Origin of the sequence: Microbacterium sp. Root166 (assembly GCF_001427145.1) — a bacterium.
Lineage (GTDB): Bacteria > Actinomycetota > Actinomycetes > Actinomycetales > Microbacteriaceae > Microbacterium.
Genome location: NZ_LMGL01000002.1, coordinates 66,176 through 86,554, shown reverse-complemented (window position 1 = coordinate 86,554; position 20,379 = coordinate 66,176). Strand labels below are relative to the sequence as shown.

Genomic DNA, 20,379 nt, shown 5'->3' with positions numbered 1-20,379 from the left:
AGAATCGCTCCAGCGCCCGAGAAGCGGTGCGGCGCACTGATTCTCGGACGCTGCGCTGATTCTCGCGAGTTGACCGGAGTCAGCGCACGGAGACGGTCTGACGTGCCGCGCGGGCGTCTCGCTTGGCGCGGGCCGCGCGGGCCTGCTGGATCGCCGCTTCACGTCGCGCGACGGCGGCAGGCAGCGTGCGGGCGAACGAGAGCAGCACGCCGCAGGCGATGAGCACCGAGAGCAGCGAGGTACCGCCCTGGGACATGAACGGGAGGGGGACGCCGAGGACGGGGAACACCCGCAGCACGACGCCGATGTTGATCAGGGCCTGGCCCACGACCCAGACGGTGATGCCGCCGGCGGCGATTCGGACGAACGGGTCATCGGTCTTGCGGATGACGTGGAACGCGCCGACCGCGAACAGCGCGAACAGGCCGAGCACGACGATGCAGCCGATCAGTCCGACCTCCTCGCCGACGATGGCGAAGATGTAGTCGTTTGCGGCGGCCGGCAGCCAGTCGTACTTCTCGCGCGAATTGCCCAGTCCGAGTCCGAAGATCCCGCCGTTGGCGAGCCCCCAGATCCCGTGCAGCGGCTGGTAGCAGTCGTTGAAGTAGTCGTCGAGGCAGTTGGGGTTCAGGAAGCTCAGGAACCTGCGCATGCGGTCGGGACTCGTGACGGCGAGGACGGCCACGGCGATGGCGGCGAGGATCGCGGGGATCACGAAGATCCGGAACTTGACCCCCGAGAAGAAGAGCGCGCCGAGCACGACCAGCACGAGGATCATCGCCGTGCCCAGGTCCCTGCCTGCGAGCACCGTGACGATGGCCAGTGCCGCGACCGGAACCAGCGGAATGAACACGTGCTGCCACTTGCTCAGCAGCGTCTGCTTGCGGAACAGGACGTAGGCGACCCACAGGGCGAGAGCCAGCTTCAGGAATTCGGACGGCTGAGCCTGAAAGCCTCCGATGATGATCCAGTTGCGGTTGCCGTCCGCGCCGTGCCCCAGCGGCGTGAACACCAGCAGCTGGAAGGCGATCGCGAAGATCAGGGCGGGCCACGCGATGCGCTTCCAGAACGACAGCGGGAATCTGCTGGCCACGAACATGAGCGGGATGCCGATCATGGCGAACAGGGCCTGCTTGAGCACCGCGTCGTACGGGGGCTCTCCGGCGGCCGTGGCGACGGCGGACGTCGCGGAGAGGATCATCGCCAGCCCGAAGAACGTCAGCAGCAGCGCCGTCGAGGAGATCAGGAGGAACTCGCTCGGAACCGGCGCGAACATGCGTCCCAGCGAGACCCGGGCGGCCAGGCCGCGCCGGGCGGCGGGATCAGGCGGGGTCGGAGGGGTCCGTGCGGTCGTGCTCATCGCCGGCCCCCGTTCCCAATCGTTCCCTCACCGCTGCCGCGAATCGCCGCCCTCGGTCCGCGTATGAGGCGAACTGGTCGAACGATGCCGCGGCGGGGGCGAGAAGCACCACGTCCCCGTCACGCGCGATCCCCGCTGCCAGCTCGACGACACGCGTCATGACCTCTTCAGTGTCACCGGCGTCGACCTCGAACACGGGCACCCCCGGCGCGTGTCGCGAGAACGCCTCGACGACGGCCGCCCGGTCGACGCCGATGACGATGGCCGCCTTGGATCGCGCGCCGCGGCCGGCCACCAGGTCGGAGATGTCCACGCCCTTGAGCAGTCCGCCCACGATCCACACCGCGCCCGGGTAGGCGGTGAGGGAGGATGCCGCGGCGTGGGGGTTCGTCGCCTTCGAGTCGTCGACCCACGTGACGCCGTGCTGCCGGGCGACGACCTCGATGCGGTGAGGATCCAGCCGGAACCCGCGCAGCGCCTGCCGCACGTCGGCCGGAGCCACGTCGAGCGAGCGGGCGAGCGCGGCAGCGGCCAGCACGTTCGCCGCCATGTGCGGTGCCGACAGGCCGAGCTCGGCGAGCTCGTCGACGGTCGTCAGCTCGAGGGCGCTCGTGCGGCGGTCCTCGAGGAAGGCGCGGTCGACGAGGATCCCGTCCACCACGCCGAGGTCGCTGGGCCCCGGTACACCGAGGTCGAATCCGATGGCGCGCGCGCCGTCGACGACCTCGGCCTCTTCGACCATCTCCCGGGTCGCGTCATCCGCCTTGTTGTAGACGCACGCGACGCGGGTGTTGTCGTAGACGTGCGCCTTCGCCTCGCGATAGGCCTCGAAGGAACCGTGCCACTCGAGGTGGTCGTCGGCGAGGTTCAGGCACACCGCCGCGTGCGGCGAGACGGGCTCCGCCCCGTCCTGCAGACCCAGGTACCAGAGCTGGTGGCTGGAGAGCTCGACGACGAGGGCGTCGAAGCCGCCCGGGTCGCGCACGGCGTCGAGGATCGGGGTGCCGATGTTGCCGACCGGGGCCGCGCGCACTCCCCCGGCGACGAGCATGGCTGCGGTGAGGCGTGTGGTGGTCGTCTTGCCGTTGGTGCCGGTGATCAGGATCCAGTCCGCCGGACGACCGTCGGCCCGCGTCACCTTGTCGCGCACGCGCCACGCCAGTTCGATGTCGCCCCAGAGCGCGGCATCCGATTCCCGCACCCAGGCGATGAGCGGATGCCCCGGCGCGAAGCCCGGTGAGGCGACGACGACGTCGGGCGCGAAGTCGACCAGTTCCTGCGGCACCGTCTCGAGCGGCCCCGTCCACAGGCGCGCGCCGATCACCGGGATGAGGCGGGCGTACTCCTCGTCGGCGCGCTCGCTCACCACGAGCACGTCGGCGCCGAGTTCCGCGAGCGTGTCGGCCACCGAGAATCCGGTCACCGAGAGCCCGAGCACGGCGACGCGCAGGCCCTTCCAGTCCGCGTACCAGCTCGTGAGGGCCTGCAGGCGTTCTGCGGTCATGTCTGGGAGAGCCATTCGACGTAGAAGAACCCGACGCCCGACACGGCGAGAAGGCCCGCGACGATCCACATGCGCACGACGATCGAGATCTCGGACCAGCCGCGCATCTCCAGGTGGTGGTGCAGCGGACTCATGAGGAACAGCCGCTTTCCCCGCGTGGCCTTGAAGTACAGCCGCTGCAGGATCACCGAGCCGGTCGGGATGACGTAGACGCCGGCGACGAGCACGAGCAGGATCTCGGTGCGGGTGAGGATCGCCATGGCGGCGAGGACGCCGCCGATCGCCATCGACCCGACGTCGCCCATGAAGACCTGCGCCTTCGGCGCGTTCCACCACAGGAAGCCGACGAGGGCGCCGACGAACGACGCCGACACGATCGCGAGGTCGAACGGGTTGGGCGTCGGATAGCACGCCGACAGCGCTCCCGGAGAGAGGCCCTCGCCGCCCCAGCACGCCTGGTTGAACTGCCAGAAGGCGATGAGGCTGTACGCGCCCGTGACGAAGATCCCGGCGCCGGCCGCGAGCCCGTCGAGGCCGTCGGCGAGATTGACCGAGTTCGACGTCGCCACGCCGATGAAGCCGACCCACGCGAGATAGAGCAGCCAGCCGAGGATGGGACCTAGCGCCATGAACGACAGCACGGGGATGTCGCGGAAGATCGAGATGTACGGCGACGCGGGGGTCTCGCCCCACACGTTGGGGAAATTCAGCGCCACGATGCCGAACGGCACGACCACGAGGATCTGCCCCACGATCTTGCGCCAGCCGCTCAGACCCAGGCTGCGCTGACTGCGCACCTTCATGTAGTCGTCGATGAAGCCGACGACGCCGAAGCCGACCATCATCCAGACGACGAGCAGGCCCGAGATCGTCGGGGGGTTGCCTCCGACGTAGCCGCCGATGACGTAGCCGACGATCGTGCCGACGATGAAGATCGTTCCGCCCATCGTGGGCGTGCCGCGCTTGGCGTGGTGGTTCGGGTTGCGGATGTCTTCGGGGGTGCGGATCACCTGCCCCCAGCCCCACTTGCGGAACAGCCGCAGGAAGACCGGGGTCAGGAAGAGCGTGAATGCCAGCGAGATCGCTGCGGCCGTCAGGAGTGATCTCACGAGAACGATTCTCCCAGACGATCGCCGAGGAACCGCAGTCCCGCCGAGTTGGATGACTTCACGAGCACACGATCGCCGTCGCGCAGCTCGCCCTGGAGGTAGTCGAAGGCCTCGTCTGCGGTCGCGAAGAAGATCGCCTCGGCGTCCCACGATCCCTGTGCGACGGCTTCGAGGTACATGCGCCGTGCGTCCTGGCCGACCACGACGATCCGCTTGATACCCAGGCGGACGGCGAGGAGGCCGACACGATCGTGCTCCTCCTCGGCGTGCTCGCCGAGTTCGCTCATCGCGCCGAGGACGGCGACCGTGCGCTCATCCGGCCCCGTGATCTGCGCGAGGGTGCGCAGCGCGGCCGCCATCGAGTCCGGGCTGGCGTTGTAGGCGTCGTTGATGATCCGCACGCGGTCCGAGCCGAGCGGCTGCATGCGCCAGCGCTCCGCGATCTCGACCGTCTCGAGGCGAGCGATGCAGTCGGCCAGCGAGACCCCGAGCGAGGTCGCCGCGGCGATCGCCGCCAGGGCGTTCATGACGTGGTGCTCGCCGAGCACGCGAAGCCGCAGCGGCGCGGAGACGCCGTCGGCGGTCACCACGCAGGTGGTTCCGGATGCCGTCACGACGACGTCGTCGGCACGCACATCGGCGTCCGCACCGCGGCCGAACCAGCGCACCGCGACATCGCGCTCCGCCGCGATCGGCGCCATGGCGGCCACGCGGGCGTCGTCGGCGTTGAGGATGGCGACACCGCCGGGACGGATGGCGCGGACGAGCTCCGACTTCGCGGCGAAGGTGGCCTCGATGCCCCCGAAGCCTCCGGCGTGCGCCATGCCGACCATGAGCACCACCCCGATGTCGGGGTCGACCAGGCCGGCCAGTCGCGCGATCTCGCCCGGCGCGCTCGCGCCGAACTCGCTCACCAGGAACTCGGTGCGCTCGGTGACGCGCAGCATGGTCAGCGGAGCGCCGACCTCGTTGTTGAACGAGGCCTTGGGTGACACCGTCTCGCCCTCGCCCTCCAGGATCCGCGCGAGCAGGTTCTTGGTGGTGGTCTTGCCGTTGGACCCCGTGATGCCCACGACCCGCAGGGCTCCGGCATCCCGAACCGACGCCACGACATGACGGGCCAGCTCGGCCAGCGCGCCGACGGCGTCGGAGACGACGAGCTGCGTCACGGGCGTCTCGGTCTGCACGACGTGCTCGACGACGGCCACGGCGGCGCCGCGAGCCACGGCGGCATCGACGAACCGGTGACCGTCGGTCTCCTCACCGGGCTTGGCGACGAAGACGCCGCCCGGCTCGATGAGGCGCGAGTCGGTGTCGACCACGCCCGAGATCAGAGTGTCGGGCGTGTCGCCCGGCGCGAGGTGGACCTCTCCCGCGAGGGCATGGGCGAGTCGGGTGATGGTGAGGGCGATCATGAGTTCTCCGGCAGAAGGGAGTGTCACCCGAATTTGGGCAGCAGCTCCGGCGCCGACGTCGCGGGAAGGACGCGATAGGTCTTGAGCACCTGTGTCATCGCCCTCTGGAACGCGGTCGCGTTGGCCGCTGACGATGTTACCTTCGTCGGCTCGTCCATGGTCACGACGACGACGTACTCGGGGTCGTCGGCCGGCGCGAAGCCGACCATCGTCGTGTAGTACACGCCCGCCTTGTAGCCGCCGTTCCCGTCCGACTTCTCGCCCGTTCCCGTCTTGCCGGCGAGCCGGTAGCCCGACGTCGCCACGGACTTCGAGTAGCCGGCCTGCACGAAGACGTTCTCGAGCATGCTGCGCACCTGCTGGGCAGTTCCGGCGCTCAGGACCTGCACCGGGTCGGCGAGCTCGGGACGCACCACGGTGCCGTCGGCCGCCGTGCAGGACTCGACGAGCGAGAGCGGCATGCGCACGCCGTCGTTCGCGATGGCGGCATAGGCGCCGGCGAGCTCGGGCATCGTCGTGGTGAGAGCCTGTCCGAACGACGTGTTGTAGGTGGTCTGGGCACCCCAGTCCTCGACCGGGTGGATGAGACCCTTCTCCTCGCCGGGGTAGCCGGTGTCGGTGCCTTCGCCGATGCCGAACTTCTTGAAGTAGTCGTAGCGCGTCTGGGCGCTGACTTTCTCGCTGAACTTCGAGATGCCCGCGTTCGAGCTGTCCACCAGCACGCCGGTGAGCGTGTACTCGTACGCGGGGTGGCCGAACGCGTCGTTGACGCGGGCGCCGTTGGCGAACGTCTCCCGGCCGGAGGCCGTCACGGTCGACAGCGGCGTCTGCCCGCCGGCGTCGATCACGGTGGCCGCGGTGAGCGACTTGAACGTGGAGCCCGGCTCGAAGGTTCCCCGGAAGATGCGGCTGCCGCGGTCGCCCTCGGCCGAGCTGTCGACGGCGTTGGGGTCGACCGTGGGGTATTCGGCGGCGGCCCTGATCTTGCCCGTGGCGACCTCGACCACAAGGATCGATCCGCTCTGTGCGGCCATGTTCTGGACCTGCTCGCCGATGAGCTGCTGCAGGTACCACTGCAGGTCGCGGTTGATGGTCAGCTCCAGCGTGCCGCCGTCGACGGCGGGCTGCTCGCGCACCGTGCCGGGGATGACCACGCCGTCCTTGCCCTGCTGGTACGCGAGCGCACCGCTCGTGGCCGAGAGGCAGTCGTCGTACGTCTTCTCGAGTCCTTCGAGAGGCTGGCCGTCGGTGCCCACGAAGCCGACGATGTTGCCGGCGACGGCTCCGTCCGGATACGCGCGGGCCGGGTGCTGCAGGCAGGCGATGTAGTTCGCCCCGAGCTCCGCCAGATCGCGGTACTGCTGCGTGCTGATGCCCTTCGCGAGATAGGCGAACTCGGACTCGGGGTTGACCGCCAATTCGTCGGCGACGATCGCACGCACCTCGTCGGGAGTCCGCCCGATGATCTCTGCGACGTCCTCGGAGACCTCGGACCACGGGCGGGAGCTGGAGGTGCCTGCTTCGATGTCGCCGTCGATCTGGCTCACGAGCTGCGGCGAGATCTGGCAGTCGTACAGCAGCACGCTGCTCGCGAGGGTCTGGCCCGTCGAGTCGATGATCTGGCCGCGCGTGCCGTGCAGCACCTGCGATCCCTGGAAGGCGCGCTCGAGCGAGTCCGACACGTGCTCGTCCGCGTTCACGACCTGGATGTCGACGAGGCGGACGGTGAAACCCGCCAGGACGGCGAGCACGACGGCCAACGCGACGACGGTGCGTCGGCGGGGGCTTCGGGTGCTGCGGGTCGTCATGCGATCAGTGTGTGCTCGGTGTGGGCAGTCCGTCGGTCAGCGGCGGCGGAGTGTTGGATACTCCCCCGTCCTCCGGCACGACCTCGACGGGCGCGACCGGCACGCCTTCGATGGTGGCTTCCGGGACGGTGACCAGCGCCGTGTCGGAGATGAGGGCATTGGGCACCGTGCCACGGCCGATCGCGTCCACCGACGACGAGCCGAACGAGACTCCGCCGGTTCCGAGCAGGGCTCCGTCGCTGAGTCGCAGGTAGTTCGGCGACTGGTCGATGACCATTCCGAGGGCTGCGGCGTTCGCGGCGAGGTACTGGGGCGAGCTGAGGCCTGCGACCTCGTCGTAGAGGATCTGCTTCTGGAACGTCAGGTCGCGGGCCTCCTGCGTCAAGGCCGACAGCTCGTACGAGGCCTGAGTCGTCATGATCGACAAGACCATCTGCGCCGAGGCGATGACGAATGCGCCGACGACCGCCACGATGCCGTAGAGGAGCCGGGGCCGGCGGCGGCGCGCCGGTGCGTCGACGACGCGGAGGCGGCGTGCGGGGCGATCGCCGCGATCGGGGGCGACGGAGGGGGCGCCGAGGGCGGCCGTGGAGAGCGTGCTCACGAGTCCTCCCTGATCCGCTCGACGGCACGAAGCCGGACCGGCGTCGCGCGAGGATTGACGGCCCGCTCCTCTTCGGAGGCCAGCTCGGCGCCCTTGACCAGGAGCCGGAACTTCGGGGCGTGCTCGGGGAGCTCGACGGGCAGTCCCGCAGGGGCCGTCGAGGCCGTGGCCTGCGCGAAGGCGCGCTTCACGAGGCGATCCTCGAGCGACTGGTACGCGAGCACCACCATGCGCCCGCCGACGGGCATCACATCGAGTGCCGCGGGGATGGCGCGCTCGAGCACCGACAGCTCGCGGTTGACCTCGATCCGCAGCGCCTGGAAGACGCGCTTGGCCGGGTGGCCGGTGCGCTGCGCGGCGTACGGCGTGGCCGCGACGAGGATCTCGACGAGCCTTCCCGACCGCTCGATCGGCGCTTCGGCCCGTGCCGCGATGATCGCGCGGGCATAGCGCCCGGACAGCTTCTCTTCTCCGTAGCGCTCGAAGATCCGGCGCAGGTCGCCTTCGCCGTAGGTGGCGAGGATGTCCGCGGCGGTGGTGCCGGCGGACTGATCCATCCTCATGTCGAGCGGGGCGTCCTTGGAGTACGCGAATCCGCGGTCCGCCTCGTCGAGCTGGAGCGACGAGACCCCGAGGTCGAAGAGGATCGCGTCTGCGGCGCCGAACCCGGCCGACGCCACGGCGTCGGCGATGCCGTCGTATACGGTGTGCACGAACGTGACGCGGTCACCGAAACGGGCCAGGCGCTGGCCTGCGATGCGCAGCGCGTCGGTGTCGCGGTCCAGGCCGACGAGGCGGATGCCGGGGAAGCGCTCGAGGAAGGCCTCGGAGTGACCGCCCATGCCGAGCGTCGCGTCGACGAAGACGGCGCCGTCGCGCTGCAGGGCGGGTGCCAGCAGCTCGGCGCAGCGGTCGAGGAGGACCGGGGTGTGGATGTCGCGCAGGTTCATGATGATCGGTATTCGGGACCTCAGGCCCTGATCCCCATCCGCTCCGACCTGGCACCGGGGAAGTGGTGTCAGGGCACGAGCAGCTGGGAGTCGGGACCGGAGGGCTCAGAACAGGCCCGGGATCACCTCCTGCTCGAGCTCGGCGTAGGTCTCTTCGTTGGCATCGGCGTAGGCGTTCCAGGAGTCGGCGTTCCAGATCTCGGCGTGCGCGCCGACGCCGGTGACGACGAGGTCGCGTTCGAGCCCGGCGTACGCGCGCAGCGGCGGCGGGATGGTGATGCGGTTCTGGCTGTCGGGCTTCTCGGCACTCGCGCCGGAGAGGAACATGCGCAGGAAGTCCCGGGCCTGCTTGTTGGCGAGCGGCGCCTCACGGATCCGCTCGTGCACCCGCTCGAACTCCTGCGTGCTGAAGACATAGAGGCAGCGGTCCTGTCCGCGTGTTACCACGACGCCCCCGCCCAGATCATCCCGGAACTTCGCCGGGAGGATGACGCGGCCTTTGTCGTCCAGCTTGGGAGTGTGCGTGCCCAAAAGCATCGGTCCACCCCACCCCCTTCAGCCGGCCCCCCGGGTTGCACGCCACTTTACTCCACTTCTCTCCACTTTGTCACTCAAAGCGCGACGAATTGCTCCCCCGCGCCCCACTGGGCCGCGCGAGAGCCGGGATCGGGCACAAAAAAAGCACCGACCCGAAGGTCGGTGCTTGTCGTGCCGGCTCGGCCGGTGGGCTCAGCGCCCTTCTTGGCGCTTGTCCCATCGGTCGTTCATGCGATCCATGAAGGAGGCGCCCTGGCGGGCGGCGGTAGGCGCTGCCGTCTCGACGCGGACGGGACCGGTCGATCGGGACGGGGTGACCGCGAGGATCACACCGCCCAGCATGACGACGAAGCCGATCACGCCGACGGCGATCATCTGCAGCGAGACACCCACGATCAGGCCGCCGAGGCCCAGCAGCACGAGGATCGTGCCGTAGACGATGTTGCGGTAGCTGAGGCTGCGCCCGCCGCGGGGCGCGCTGACGACATCCGCGTCGTTGCGCATGAGATGGCGTTCCATCTCATCGAGCAGGCGCTGCTCCTGTTCGGAGAGTGGCATGCATCCCCCTCTGTAGCTCGAGTCCTTCGATTCTACGCGTGCCGTAGATCACTAGGCTAGGCCCGTGTCAGCCTCTCCGGACCCTGTCGAAGGCATTTCCCAGCGTCTGGACACTTTCGTCTCGGCTCAGCGCGCTCATGCGGTCCCCCTCGGACCCGAAGCGGCCCTCCTCGTCGAAGCGGCCGCCTCGGCCGTCTCGGGCGGCAAGCGCTTGCGAGGACGCTTCTGCATCGCGGGGTGGAGGGCTGTGGAGGAGGCCTCCCGCTCGGCATCCGCTCCCCCGCAATCCGTCGTCACCTCAGCCGCCGCGCTGGAGGTCTTCCACGCCGCCGCGCTCGTGCACGACGACGTGATCGACAACTCCGACACCCGCCGCGGCCGCCCCGCCGCCCATCGGGCGCTCGAGGGATCGCACCGAGATGCACGATGGGCAGGGGATGCCGCGGCCTTCGGCAGGTCGGGAGCGATCCTCCTCGGCGACCTGCTCGTCGCGTGGAGCGCCGACCTGTTCGAAGAAGGGCTCGCCACGGCGACGCCCGCAGTCGCAGCGACGGCGCGCAGCGAGTACTCAACGATGCGGCGCGAAGTCACCATCGGGCAGTTCCTCGACATCGCTGAGGAGTCCGCGTTCGCAACGGAGCCGGACGCCCGGCACGCCGAGCGGGCACTGCGCGTGGCATCGCTGAAGTCCGCGCGCTACAGCATCCAGCAGCCGCTCGGCATCGGTGCGGCGCTGGCAGGGGCGGATGCCGCGCAGGCGGCCGCGCTCGCTGCGTTCGGGCACCCGGTCGGCATGGCCTTCCAGCTGCGCGACGACGTCCTGGGCGTGTTCGGCGACGAGAAGGAGACGGGCAAGCCCGCCGGCGACGACCTTCGGGAGGGCAAGCGCACAGTGCTCATCGCCTATGCGCGCGAGGCTCTTCCGCCCCCGGCGCGGCGGACCGTCGACGAGCTGCTGGGCGACCCGGAGCTGGAGGCGGACCAGATCGCCTCACTGCAGCAGACCATCGTCGACACAGGCGCGCTGGAGCGCGTCGAGCGCCTCATCGCCGACTATGCGCGCGAGGCCGAGCGTTCACTCTCGGGCGCTCGGCTGGGCAACGCGGCCGTGGGCGAGCTGCGAGAGCTCGCACGGGCAGCGACCGTCCGCATCACCTAGGCGACGGTCTGCGCCACCCGTCGGACCTCGGCCTTGCGGCCGGCGCGGAGCGCCTCGATCGGCGGCATGCCGATGGACTCCTCGTGCGTGAGCAGCCAGTCGATGGTCTCGTCGTCGGAGAGTCCGACGTCGTGCAGCACGATGACGGTCCCGCGGAGCGACGCGATCGGATGGCCGTCGAGGATGAACAGCGCCGGGACCTTGAGCGGTCCGTCGCGCCGGGATCCGACGAGATAGGACTCGTCCAGGAAGCGCCTCACGCGGCCGAGCGGCTCACCGAGCACCTCCACGAGTTCGGGCAGGCTGAGCCATTCGGTCTCGATGCGCGGGGCGTCGTCAGGTGTCACCCAGCAACTATCCCACCCCTGCGCGGCGCCCCGCACCTCTCCGTCAGGATGCACCTCAGTCACACCAGTAACAGGGGTCTCTCCTACCACACCCGTTGACACGAGTTCACTTCCGTGCCACGGTTCTGGCAGTCCGATGAGGGGGGAAGCTCTTGCGAACCGATCACCGCACACCGCGCGCGCGTCGCGCGACCAACGCTGTCCTGACCGCGCCTGTAGCCGTCTTCGGCACCATCGCGCTGGCACTGACGGCCGCCCCGGCACACGCCGCGCCGCCCGAACGGGCGAACCAGTCTCCGGCGACGCTGTCGAAAGCTCCGGCACAGCCCGCCGGCATCCGCGCCTTCGAGGTCGCCATGACCAGCGCGCCCACGAGCTACACCGTCGTGAGCGGCGACACGATCAGCGCCATCGCCTCCCGGCACGGTCTGCGCACCGTGGATGTCCTGGCCCTCAACGGGCTCTCGTGGTCCTCGGTGATCTATCCCGGCCAGGTGCTGCTTCTCTCCGCCGCGGCGGCGCCCGCACCCGCTCCGGCAGCGCCCGCGGGTGGCTACACCGTGGTCGCGGGCGACACCATCAGCGGCATCGCGTCGCGCCATGGCGTCACGACTCACGCGGTCCTCGCCGCCAACGGCCTGGCGATGTCGTCGATCATCTACCCCGGGCAGACCCTGGTGATCCCCGGTGCGGCGGCCGCGGCATCCCCCGCCCCTCCTGCACCGGCTCCCGCGCCGGCACCCGCCCCCGCAGCCGGATATGTCGTGCAGGCAGGCGACACCATCAGCGGCATCGCATCGCGCCACGGCGTGAGCACCCAGGCCGTCCTCGCCGCCAACGGCCTGGTGGCGGCGTCGATCATCTACCCCGGGCAGACGCTGTCGATCCCCGCCGCCTCGGCTGCTCCGGCGGGCGTCAGCGTCCCCGGACTCGACGCCGAGCAGATCGAGAACGCGCGACTCATCATCCAGGTCGGTCGAGAGCTCGGCGTGCCCGACCGCGGCATCGCCATCGCACTCGGCACGGCGATGCAGGAATCGTGGATCCGCAATCTCGACTGGGGCGACCGCGACTCGCTCGGACTCTTCCAGCAGCGCCCGAGCGCCGGCTGGGGCACGCCCGAGGAGATCCGCGACCGGGTCCGCTCCATCAAGGTGTTCTACGGCGGCGCCTCGGATCCCAACGGCGATCGGACGCGCGGGCTGCTCGATGTCGCCGGCTGGCAGGACCTGTCCTTCGCCGATGCGGCGCAGGCCGTGCAGATCTCCGCGTATCCCGACCGCTACACGGCGTGGGAGCAGCCCGCGTACGCGTGGCTCGCGGCCCTCGGCTGAGCCCGGATCCACAGCGCGCAGTGGTGCGCCGTTCCGCTGGCTCGCAGGTCTGCGTCCGTAGACTCTGTACGTGAGCACGAGCCAGCAGACGGACCCGCTGATCGGCCGTCTGGTCGACGGCCGGTACCGCGTGCGTGCCCGCATCGCACGAGGCGGAATGGCGACCGTCTACGTCGCGACCGATCTGCGGCTCGAACGCCGGGTCGCCCTCAAGGTGATGCACGGCCATCTGAGCGACGACACCGTGTTCCAGAGCCGGTTCATCCAGGAGGCCCGGGCGGCCGCGCGACTGGCCGACCCGCACGTGGTGAACGTGTTCGATCAGGGCCAGGACGGCGACATGGCCTATCTCGTCATGGAGTACCTGCCCGGCATCACGCTGCGCGATCTGCTGCGCGAGCAGCGCCGCCTCACCGTGCCGCAGGCGGTGTCGATCCTCGACGCGATCCTCTCGGGCCTGGCCGCTGCGCACCGGGCCGGCATCGTGCACCGCGACGTGAAGCCCGAGAACGTGCTGCTGGCCGAGGACGGCCGCATCAAGATCGGTGACTTCGGCCTCGCCCGGGCGACGACCGCGAACACCGCGACCGGCGCGCAGCTGCTCGGAACCATCGCCTACCTCGCCCCCGAGCTCGTCACGCGCGGCACCGCCGATGCCCGCAGCGACATTTACGCCCTCGGGATCATGCTCTACGAGATGCTCACGGGCGAGCAGCCGTACAAGGGCGAGCAGCCCATGCAGATCGCGTTCCAGCACGCCACCGACTCGGTGCCGCGGCCGAGCGTCAAGAACCCCGGCGTGCCCGAACCTCTCGATGAGCTGGTGCTGTGGGCGACCGAGAAGACCCCGGATGACCGCCCCTCGGACGCCCGCGAGATGCTCGAGCGCCTCCGCGAGATCGAGCGCGAGCTCGCCATCACCCCGACCGTCACGCGCACGGCTCCGCAGCGCGCGCTGCACGACGACGGAGCCGCCTCGGGCGACCTGACCGCTGTCATGCCGCTGCCCGGAGAGGCGACCCCTGGGCCCACCGACGTCGTCGACAATGCCGCACGACTCCGGGGCGCAGCCCGGCGCCGCCGCGCGAAGGGCGGCTGGATCGTCACGATCGTGGTGCTGTTGGCCGCTCTCGCGGCCGGCGCGGGATGGTGGTTCGGATCAGGTCCCGGTTCGCTCGTGCCCGTCGCCGACGTCTCCGGTCTCACCTTCGTGCAAGCGCAGGAACGTCTCGCGCAGGATTCGCTCGTCGCCGTCGAGCAGGGCGAGAACAGCCTCGACATCCCGCTCGGGCAGGTCATCCGCACCGAGCCCGGGTCGGGAACGCGGGTCGAGCAGGACTCGTCGATCGACGTCTACATCTCCCTCGGCCCCGCCGAGGTGACGATCGCCCCGCTCGCGGGCATGACCGAAGCGCAGGCGCGCGAGCTGCTGGACGCGAACGTCGTCGCGGTCGGCGACAGCGCCCGCCAGTTCTCCGCCGACGTGCCGAAGGACGCGGTGATCGCGGCATCCGTCACTCCCCGGGGTGCGGCCGAACCCGTGGACTGCACAGGCGGCTGCACCGTTCACCAGGGCGACAGCGCGACCCTGCTCGTCTCGGCCGGCGCGGTGCCCGATGTCGCCGGGCAGTCGGTCGGCGACGCCACGGCAGCCCTCGAGGGAGTGGAGCTCGTCGTCTCGGGCGACCGCCCCGAAGAGCCCAGCGACACCGTCGAGGACGGGCTCGTCATCCGCATCGCCGACAAGGAGGGCGGAGCCGCCTGGGTTCCCGGCGACACCGTCACCCTCATCGTCTCCTCCGGTCCCCCGCTGTTCGCCGTCCCCGACCTCTTCGGGATGACGCTCGCGGAGGCACGCGACGCCGCGGCCGCCGTCGGATTCACCATCGCCTACGACGAGCGCTGGGACGCCTTCCCCGACCCGTTCACCCAGGTCGAGTCGCAGGATCCCGACCCGGGCGCCATGAAGCGCAAGGGCACCGAGATCTCGATCCGCATCGGCGCGACTCTCTAGCCCCGCGCGCCCTCGCCCGATCGCTTCAACGTCCCGATCGTCGGCAAAGAACCATAGCGGATGCCGCGGCCGCGGCATCCGTCATCATCCGGGTCAGCGCTTCTCGAGCTCCTCGGCCACGAGGAAGGCCAGCTCGAGGCTCTGCATGTGGTTGAGGCGCGGGTCGCACAGCGACTCGTAGCGCGTGGCCAGAGCCGCCTCGTCGATCTCCTCCGAGCCGCCGAGGCACTCGGTGACGTCGTCGCCGGTGAGCTCGATGTGGATTCCGCCGGGGAACGTGCCGACGGCACGGTGGGCCTCGAAGAAGCCGCGCACCTCGTCCACGACGTCGTCGAAGCGGCGCGTCTTGTAGCCCGTGGGCGTCGTCATGCCGTTGCCGTGCATCGGGTCGGTGACCCACAGCGGCGTCGCGCCGGAGTCCTTCACCGCTTCGAGCAGCGGCGGCAGCGCATCGCGGATCTTGCCCGCGCCCATGCGCGTGATGAAGGTCAGGCGGCCCGGCTCGCGGTTCGGGTCGAGTTTGTCGATGAGCTCGAGCGCGGTCTCGGGCGAGGTCGACGGGCCGAGCTTCACGCCGATGGGGTTGCGGATCTTCGAGAAGTAGTCGACGTGGGCGCCGTCGAGCTCGCGCGTGCGCTCGCCGATCCACAGGAAGTGGGCCGACGTGTTGTACGGCGTGTTCGTGCGGGAGTCGATGCGGGTCATCGGGCGCTCGTAATCCATCAGCAGGCCCTCGTGGCCGGTGTAGAACTCGACGCGCTTGAGCTCGTCGAAGTCCGCACCCGCGGCCCCCATGAACCGGATGGCCCGATCGATCTCATTCGCGAGGCGCTCGTACTTCTGGTTCGCCGGGTTCTGCGCGAAGCCCTTGTTCCACGAGTGCACCTCGCGGAGGTCTGCGAAGCCGCCCTGCGTGAACGCGCGGATCAGATTGATGGTCGATGCCGCCGTGTGGTAGCCCTTGAGCAGCCGCTGAGGGTCGGCCTGACGCGAGGCCTCGGTGAAGTCGTAGCCGTTGACGATGTCGCCGCGGTATGCCGGCAGCGTCACGTCGCCTCGGGTCTCGTTGTCGCTCGAGCGCGGCTTGGCGAACTGGCCCGCCATGCGCCCCATCTTCACGATGGGCATCGATGCGCCGTAGGTCAGCACCACTGCCATCTGCAGCACCGTCTTGATGCGGTTGCGGATCTGCTCGGCCGTCGCGCCTGCGAAAGTCTCGGCGCAGTCGCCGCCCTGCAGCAGGAACGCGTTTCCGGAGGCCGCGCGCGCGAGGCGCTCGCGCAGGTTGTCGACCTCGCCGGCGAAGACGAGCGGGGGCAGGGTGGCGATCTCGGCGGAGACCGCGGCGACCGCGTCGGCATCCGGCCAGGCGGGCTGCTGCTTGATCGGCAGATTCCGCCAGTGGTCGAGGGTGTCGAGCTGCTGAAGCATCCCCCGAGTCTAGCGGCGGGCCACCGGGGCACCGGCGCGCATGACGCCCCGCTCAGCGGGTGGTCTTGAGGCGGTCCTTCACCGTGGAGGCGTACACGTCGTCGTACTCCTGCTCGCCCAGTCGCTGCAGCGCGACCATGATCTCGTCGGTGATGGAACGGAGGATGTAGCGGTCGCCCTCCATGCCCTGGAAGCGCGAGAAGTCCAGCGGCTCGCCGATCACGACGCCGACCCGCACGACGTTGGGCAGGCGCCGGCCGATCGGCATCATGGTGTCGGTGTCGACCATGACCACTGGCACGACCGGCACGTGCGCCTCGAGCGCCATGCGGGCGATACCGGTGCGGCCGCGGTACAGCTTGCCGTCGGGGCTGCGGGTCCCCTCGGGATAGATGCCCAGCAGCTCGCCGCCGCCCAGCACCTGAAGGCCGGTGTTGAGGGATGCCTCGGACGCCTTGCCGCCTGATCGGTCGATGGGCAGCTGCCCGGTGCCCTTCATGAAGATCCGGGTCGCCGTGCCCTTCAGGCCCTTGCCGGTGAAGTAGTCGCTCTTGGCCAGGAACGCCATGCGACGGTCGATCATCAGCGGCAGGATGACGGAATCCACGAACGACAGGTGGTTGCTGGCGAGGATGGCTCCGCCCTCGGCGGGGATGTTGCGACGGCCGACGATCCACGGGCGGAAGATCGCCTTGACGAGCGGTCCGACCACCACGTACTTCATCAGCCAGTAGAACATCGGGCTACGCCTCCGCTGCGGCGAGGTCGGCGACGCCGATGAGTCCCGCGTCGTTGCCGAGCTGGGCGATGGCGAACTGCGCGATGGGGCGATCACCGTAGCCGGGCAGTGAGGTCTCGTACGCCAGTCGCACCGGAGTGAGCAGATCCTCGCCGAGCTGAGCGACGCCGCCGCCGATCACGAAGAGCTCGGGGTCCAGCACCGCCTGGAAGCCGCCGCACGACTCCCCCAGCGCGGTCGCGACGCGCCGGAGCGCCTCGGTCGCACCCGGATCGCCGGCGAGGACGAGCCGAGAGACCGCAGGGCCGCTGATCGTGCCCGACTCGGCGCGCAGCGCGGCGAGGGCCGATCCGATCCCGCCGCCGTCGGCGATGGCGTTCGCCTCGCGCTGCAGCGCACGACCGGACGCATACTGCTCGAGGCATCCGTTCTGCCCGCAGCCGCACGGCAGGCCGTCGCGCATGAAGCGGATGTGGCCCAGCTCCGCGCCGATGCCGTGACCGCCGCGGAACAGCGAGCCGTCGAGCACGACCGCTCCGCCGACGCCGGTGCCCATCGTGAGCATCACCATGTTCTCGACGTCCTTGCCGGCGCCGAAGCGGAACTCGGCCCAGCCGGCGGCGTTCGCGTCGTTCTCGATGGTGACCGGCAGGTCCATGCGCGATTCGAGGTCGGCCTTGAGCGGCTCGTTGCGCCACGCGATGTTCGGCGCGTGGATGACGACGGCGCGATCGCGGTCGATGAAGCCCGCCGCGGCGACGCCCACCGCGCCGATCTCGTAGCCCGCGCGGAAGTGCTGGACCATGTCGGTCACGGCCGCGGCCAGCGCACCGGTGTCGGTCGGGGTGTCCACGCGCAGCTTCTCGACGATCCGGCCGCCGGCGTCGACGACGCCTCCGGCGATCTTCGTTCCGCCGATGTCGATTCCGACCCTGAGCACCGCACTCCCCTCCGGCCGGCGCGCTCGCGACGGCGGTGTGCAGTCTATCGGCGCCGGTGGGTGCGCATCGGCTGATCGCCGCGGGCCGGTGGCTGATGCCGAGCGCCCGGTGCGGATTAGACTCACATGAGATAGACCCGCGATTTACCCGTCCGGTACCGAAGGAGCTGCCGTGGTCCAATTCGAAGTCCCCGCGATCGTCCCCGCCGACCCGAAGGCGAACGTGACCGACCTTCTGGTCGCGCGCGTGAAGGCGACCCCTCAGCTCGCGCTGTTCGCCGTGCCCGACGGTGATGGCTGGCGCGACATCACCGCCACCGAGTTCCACACGCAGGTGATCGCCCTGGCCAAGGGCTTCGTCGCCGCGGGCGTCGAGCCCGGCGACAAGGTGGGCTTCATCGCCCGCACCACCTACGACTGGACACTGGTCGACTTCGCGCTGTTCTTCGCCGGCGCCGTGATGGTGCCGGTGTACGAGACCAGCTCCCCCACGCAGATCGGCTGGATCCTCACCGACTCGGGCGCAGTGGCGTGCATCACCGAGTCCGCCGACCACGCGGCCCGCCTCGACGAGGTGCGCGCCGACGTGCCGCTTCTCCGCTCCACGTGGGCCATGCAGAACGGCGACCTCGACAAGCTCATCGCCGAGGGCAAGGACGTCACCGATGAAGAGATCGAACGCCGCCGCAATCTGGCCAACGGCGCCGACATCGCGACGCTGATCTACACCTCCGGGTCGACCGGACGCCCGAAGGGCTGCGTGCTCACGCACAGCAACTTCGTCGAGCTCGTCCGCAACTCGTCCAAGGCGCTCGCCGAGGTCGTCGAGACCCCGGGGGCATCGACCCTGCTGTTCATCACGACGGCGCACATCTTCGCCCGCTTCATCTCGATCCTCGACATCCACGCCGGCGTGAAGACCGGCCACCAGCCCGACACCAAGCAGCTCCTTCCGGCGCTCGGCTCGTTCAAGCCGACGTTCCTCCTGGCCGTTCCGCGCGTGTTCGAGAAGGTCTACAACTCGGCCGAGCAGAAGGCAGAGGCCGGCGGCAAGGGCAAGATCTTCCGCGCCGCCGCGCACACCGCCGTCGAGCACTCGACGCTGCTGCAGGACGGCAAGAAGGTGCCGCTGCTGACGAAGATCAAGTTCAAGCTCTTCGACCGGCTCGTCTACAGCAAGCTGCGCACGGCCATGGGCGGCAATGTGGTCTACGCGGTCTCGGGCTCGGCGCCGCTCGGCCCGCGTCTCGGCCACTTCTTCCACAGCCTGGGCGTGACGATCCTCGAGGGCTACGGCCTCACCGAGACCACCGCTCCCGCCACGGTCAACCTGGCGACGAAGTCGAAGATCGGCACGGTCGGCCCGGTGCTGCCGGGCGTCGGCGTCCGCCTCGCAGAGGACGACGAGATCCAGGTCCGCGGAATCAACGTGTTCAAGGAGTACTGGCGCAACCCCGAGGCGACGGCCGCGGCCTTCGACGGCGACTGGTTCAGGACCGGCGACATCGGCTCGTTCGACGACGAGGGCTTCCTCAAGATCACCGGGCGCAAGAAGGAGATCATCGTCACGGCCGCCGGCAAGAACGTCGCGCCCGCCGTGCTGGAGGACCCGATCCGTGCCAACCCGATCGTCGGCCAGGTCGTCGTCGTGGGCGACCAGAAGCCGTTCATCTCGGCGCTGATCACGCTCGACTCGGAGATGCTGCCCACGTGGCTGGCGAACAACGGCCTCGACAAGGGCATGAGTCTCAAGGACGCCGCCGCCAACCCGGCCGTCCGCGCCGAGGTGCAGCGCGCGATCGACGAGGCGAACAAGCACGTGTCGCGGGCCGAGTCGATCCGCAAGTTCACGCTCCTCTCCACGGAGTGGACCGAGGCCAGCGGTCACCTGACGCCCAAGATGAGCATCAAGCGCAACGTCATCATGGACGACTTCGCCACCGAGGTCGACGAGCTCTACAGCGTTCCCGTCAACACCTCGAACGTCGCGCTCTCGTAGGACGATCGGATGCCGAAGCCCCGGCCCTCTTCGGAGGTCCGGGGCTTCGGTCGTCCACGTGGCTGAGAGGCGCGGCTCAGAACCAGTCCGACTCGCGGATCTCGCGCATCGCGACGCGACGCTCGTCGGGCGTCAGCCGCTCGAGGTACAGGGTTCCGTCGAGGTGGTCGGTCTCGTGCTGGAGCGCCTGGGCCAGCAGCCCCTCCCCCTCGAGCACGACCTCGTTTCCGTCCAGGTCGGTGCCGACCACCTTCGCCCACGGGTAGCGCACGGCGTCATGCCACAGCCCCGGGACCGACAGGCATCCTTCACCGATGGCGGCCGGCTCCCCCGACACCTCGACGAGCACGGGGTTGAGCACGTAGCCGATGTCGCCGTCGATGTTGTAGCTGAACGCGCGCAGGCCGACGCCGATCTGCGGCGCCGCGACGCCGGCTCTGCCGGGCAGCTCGACGGTGTCGAGGAGATCGCGCACGAGCCCGCGTACGCCCTCGTCGACCTTGTCGATGGGTGTGCTGACGGACTTCAGGACGGGGTCGCCGAAGACACGGATGGGTCGGACAGCCATGAT

18 protein-coding genes are annotated in these 20,379 nt (G+C 69.7%); 4 read left to right on the top strand and 14 right to left on the bottom strand.

Annotation, left to right across the window (positions count from 1 at the left end):
* Positions 1-79 precede the first annotated feature (79 nt).
* The 9 genes from ftsW to ASD56_RS08135 form a co-directional block, all read right to left on the bottom strand.
* The gene (gene ftsW / locus ASD56_RS08175; RefSeq protein ID WP_055964067.1) at positions 80-1,360 is read right to left on the bottom strand and encodes a putative lipid II flippase FtsW; all 1,281 of its coding nucleotides are present in this window, start codon (positions 1,358-1,360) and stop codon (positions 80-82) included.
* Positions 1,323-2,864, bottom strand: a complete 1,542-nt coding sequence (murD, locus tag ASD56_RS08170) for a UDP-N-acetylmuramoyl-L-alanine--D-glutamate ligase (RefSeq protein WP_055964064.1) — start codon at positions 2,862-2,864, stop codon at positions 1,323-1,325. The genes ftsW and murD overlap by 38 nt, the downstream gene beginning before the upstream one ends.
* On the bottom strand, positions 2,861-3,973 hold the full coding sequence (gene mraY / locus ASD56_RS08165; RefSeq protein WP_055964061.1) for a phospho-N-acetylmuramoyl-pentapeptide-transferase: 1,113 nt from the start codon (positions 3,971-3,973) through the stop codon (positions 2,861-2,863). The genes murD and mraY overlap by 4 nt, the downstream gene beginning before the upstream one ends.
* Positions 3,970-5,388 carry a UDP-N-acetylmuramoyl-tripeptide--D-alanyl-D-alanine ligase gene (locus tag ASD56_RS08160; protein ID WP_055964058.1) on the bottom strand — a complete coding sequence of 473 codons (1,419 nt, stop codon included), beginning with the start codon at positions 5,386-5,388 and terminating at the stop codon, positions 3,970-3,972. The genes mraY and ASD56_RS08160 overlap by 4 nt, the downstream gene beginning before the upstream one ends.
* A 23-nt stretch (positions 5,389-5,411) precedes the next feature.
* The gene (locus tag ASD56_RS08155) at positions 5,412-7,196 is read right to left on the bottom strand and encodes a peptidoglycan D,D-transpeptidase FtsI family protein (protein WP_055964057.1); all 1,785 of its coding nucleotides are present in this window, start codon (positions 7,194-7,196) and stop codon (positions 5,412-5,414) included.
* A 4-nt stretch (positions 7,197-7,200) separates the two neighbouring features.
* Entirely contained in the window at positions 7,201-7,800 is a 600-nt protein-coding gene (locus ASD56_RS08150; RefSeq protein ID WP_055964054.1) for a hypothetical protein, read from the bottom strand.
* Positions 7,797-8,750 (bottom strand): 16S rRNA (cytosine(1402)-N(4))-methyltransferase RsmH, encoded by a 954-nt coding sequence (gene rsmH / locus ASD56_RS08145; RefSeq protein WP_055964051.1) that lies wholly within the window; start codon positions 8,748-8,750, stop codon positions 7,797-7,799. Before rsmH ends, ASD56_RS08150 begins: the two co-directional genes overlap by 4 nt.
* A gap of 105 nt (positions 8,751-8,855) precedes the next feature.
* A complete protein-coding gene (gene mraZ / locus ASD56_RS08140) occupies positions 8,856-9,287 on the bottom strand; it encodes a division/cell wall cluster transcriptional repressor MraZ (protein WP_055964049.1) in 432 nt (143 codons plus the stop codon).
* A gap of 192 nt (positions 9,288-9,479) precedes the next feature.
* The gene (locus tag ASD56_RS08135) at positions 9,480-9,845 is read right to left on the bottom strand and encodes a DUF3040 domain-containing protein (RefSeq protein WP_055964046.1); all 366 of its coding nucleotides are present in this window, start codon (positions 9,843-9,845) and stop codon (positions 9,480-9,482) included.
* 64 nt (positions 9,846-9,909) lie between these two features.
* Between ASD56_RS08135 and ASD56_RS08130 the strand changes: the two genes are divergently transcribed.
* Positions 9,910-11,004, top strand: a complete 1,095-nt coding sequence (locus ASD56_RS08130; RefSeq protein WP_055964044.1) for a polyprenyl synthetase family protein — start codon at positions 9,910-9,912, stop codon at positions 11,002-11,004.
* Here the strand turns inward: ASD56_RS08130 and ASD56_RS08125 are convergent.
* Entirely contained in the window at positions 11,001-11,351 is a 351-nt protein-coding gene (locus ASD56_RS08125; RefSeq protein WP_235565613.1) for an Rv2175c family DNA-binding protein, read from the bottom strand. The genes ASD56_RS08130 and ASD56_RS08125 overlap by 4 nt on opposite strands.
* A gap of 356 nt (positions 11,352-11,707) precedes the next feature.
* Between ASD56_RS08125 and ASD56_RS08120 the strand changes: the two genes are divergently transcribed.
* Both ASD56_RS08120 and pknB read left to right on the top strand, forming a co-directional pair.
* Positions 11,708-12,685 carry a LysM peptidoglycan-binding domain-containing protein gene (locus ASD56_RS08120; protein ID WP_157536018.1) on the top strand — a complete coding sequence of 326 codons (978 nt, stop codon included), beginning with the start codon at positions 11,708-11,710 and terminating at the stop codon, positions 12,683-12,685.
* A 70-nt stretch (positions 12,686-12,755) separates the two neighbouring features.
* Complete coding sequence (pknB, locus tag ASD56_RS08115) at positions 12,756-14,699, top strand: Stk1 family PASTA domain-containing Ser/Thr kinase (protein WP_055964041.1); 1,944 nt, start codon at positions 12,756-12,758, stop codon at positions 14,697-14,699.
* A 93-nt stretch (positions 14,700-14,792) separates the two neighbouring features.
* Here the strand turns inward: pknB and ASD56_RS08110 are convergent, their stop codons facing one another.
* Genes ASD56_RS08110 through ASD56_RS08100 form a run of 3 tightly spaced genes read right to left on the bottom strand, consistent with a single transcriptional unit; the run spans position 14,793 to position 17,809 of the window.
* The gene (locus tag ASD56_RS08110) at positions 14,793-16,130 is read right to left on the bottom strand and encodes a class II 3-deoxy-7-phosphoheptulonate synthase (protein WP_055964038.1); all 1,338 of its coding nucleotides are present in this window, start codon (positions 16,128-16,130) and stop codon (positions 14,793-14,795) included.
* Between the two features lie 52 nt (positions 16,131-16,182).
* The gene (locus ASD56_RS08105; protein WP_055964035.1) at positions 16,183-16,869 is read right to left on the bottom strand and encodes a lysophospholipid acyltransferase family protein; all 687 of its coding nucleotides are present in this window, start codon (positions 16,867-16,869) and stop codon (positions 16,183-16,185) included.
* A gap of 4 nt (positions 16,870-16,873) precedes the next feature.
* Complete coding sequence (locus ASD56_RS08100; protein WP_055964032.1) at positions 16,874-17,809, bottom strand: ROK family glucokinase; 936 nt, start codon at positions 17,807-17,809, stop codon at positions 16,874-16,876.
* Positions 17,810-17,981: 172 nt separating this feature from the next.
* On the opposite strand from ASD56_RS08100, the gene ASD56_RS08095 reads away from it, so the two are divergent.
* Positions 17,982-19,808 carry an AMP-dependent synthetase/ligase gene (locus ASD56_RS08095; RefSeq protein WP_055964030.1) on the top strand — a complete coding sequence of 609 codons (1,827 nt, stop codon included), beginning with the start codon at positions 17,982-17,984 and terminating at the stop codon, positions 19,806-19,808.
* Between the two features lie 76 nt (positions 19,809-19,884).
* On the opposite strand, the gene def is transcribed toward ASD56_RS08095, so the two are convergent.
* Complete coding sequence (def, locus tag ASD56_RS08090) at positions 19,885-20,376, bottom strand: peptide deformylase (protein WP_055964027.1); 492 nt, start codon at positions 20,374-20,376, stop codon at positions 19,885-19,887.
* Positions 20,377-20,379 lie beyond the last annotated feature (3 nt).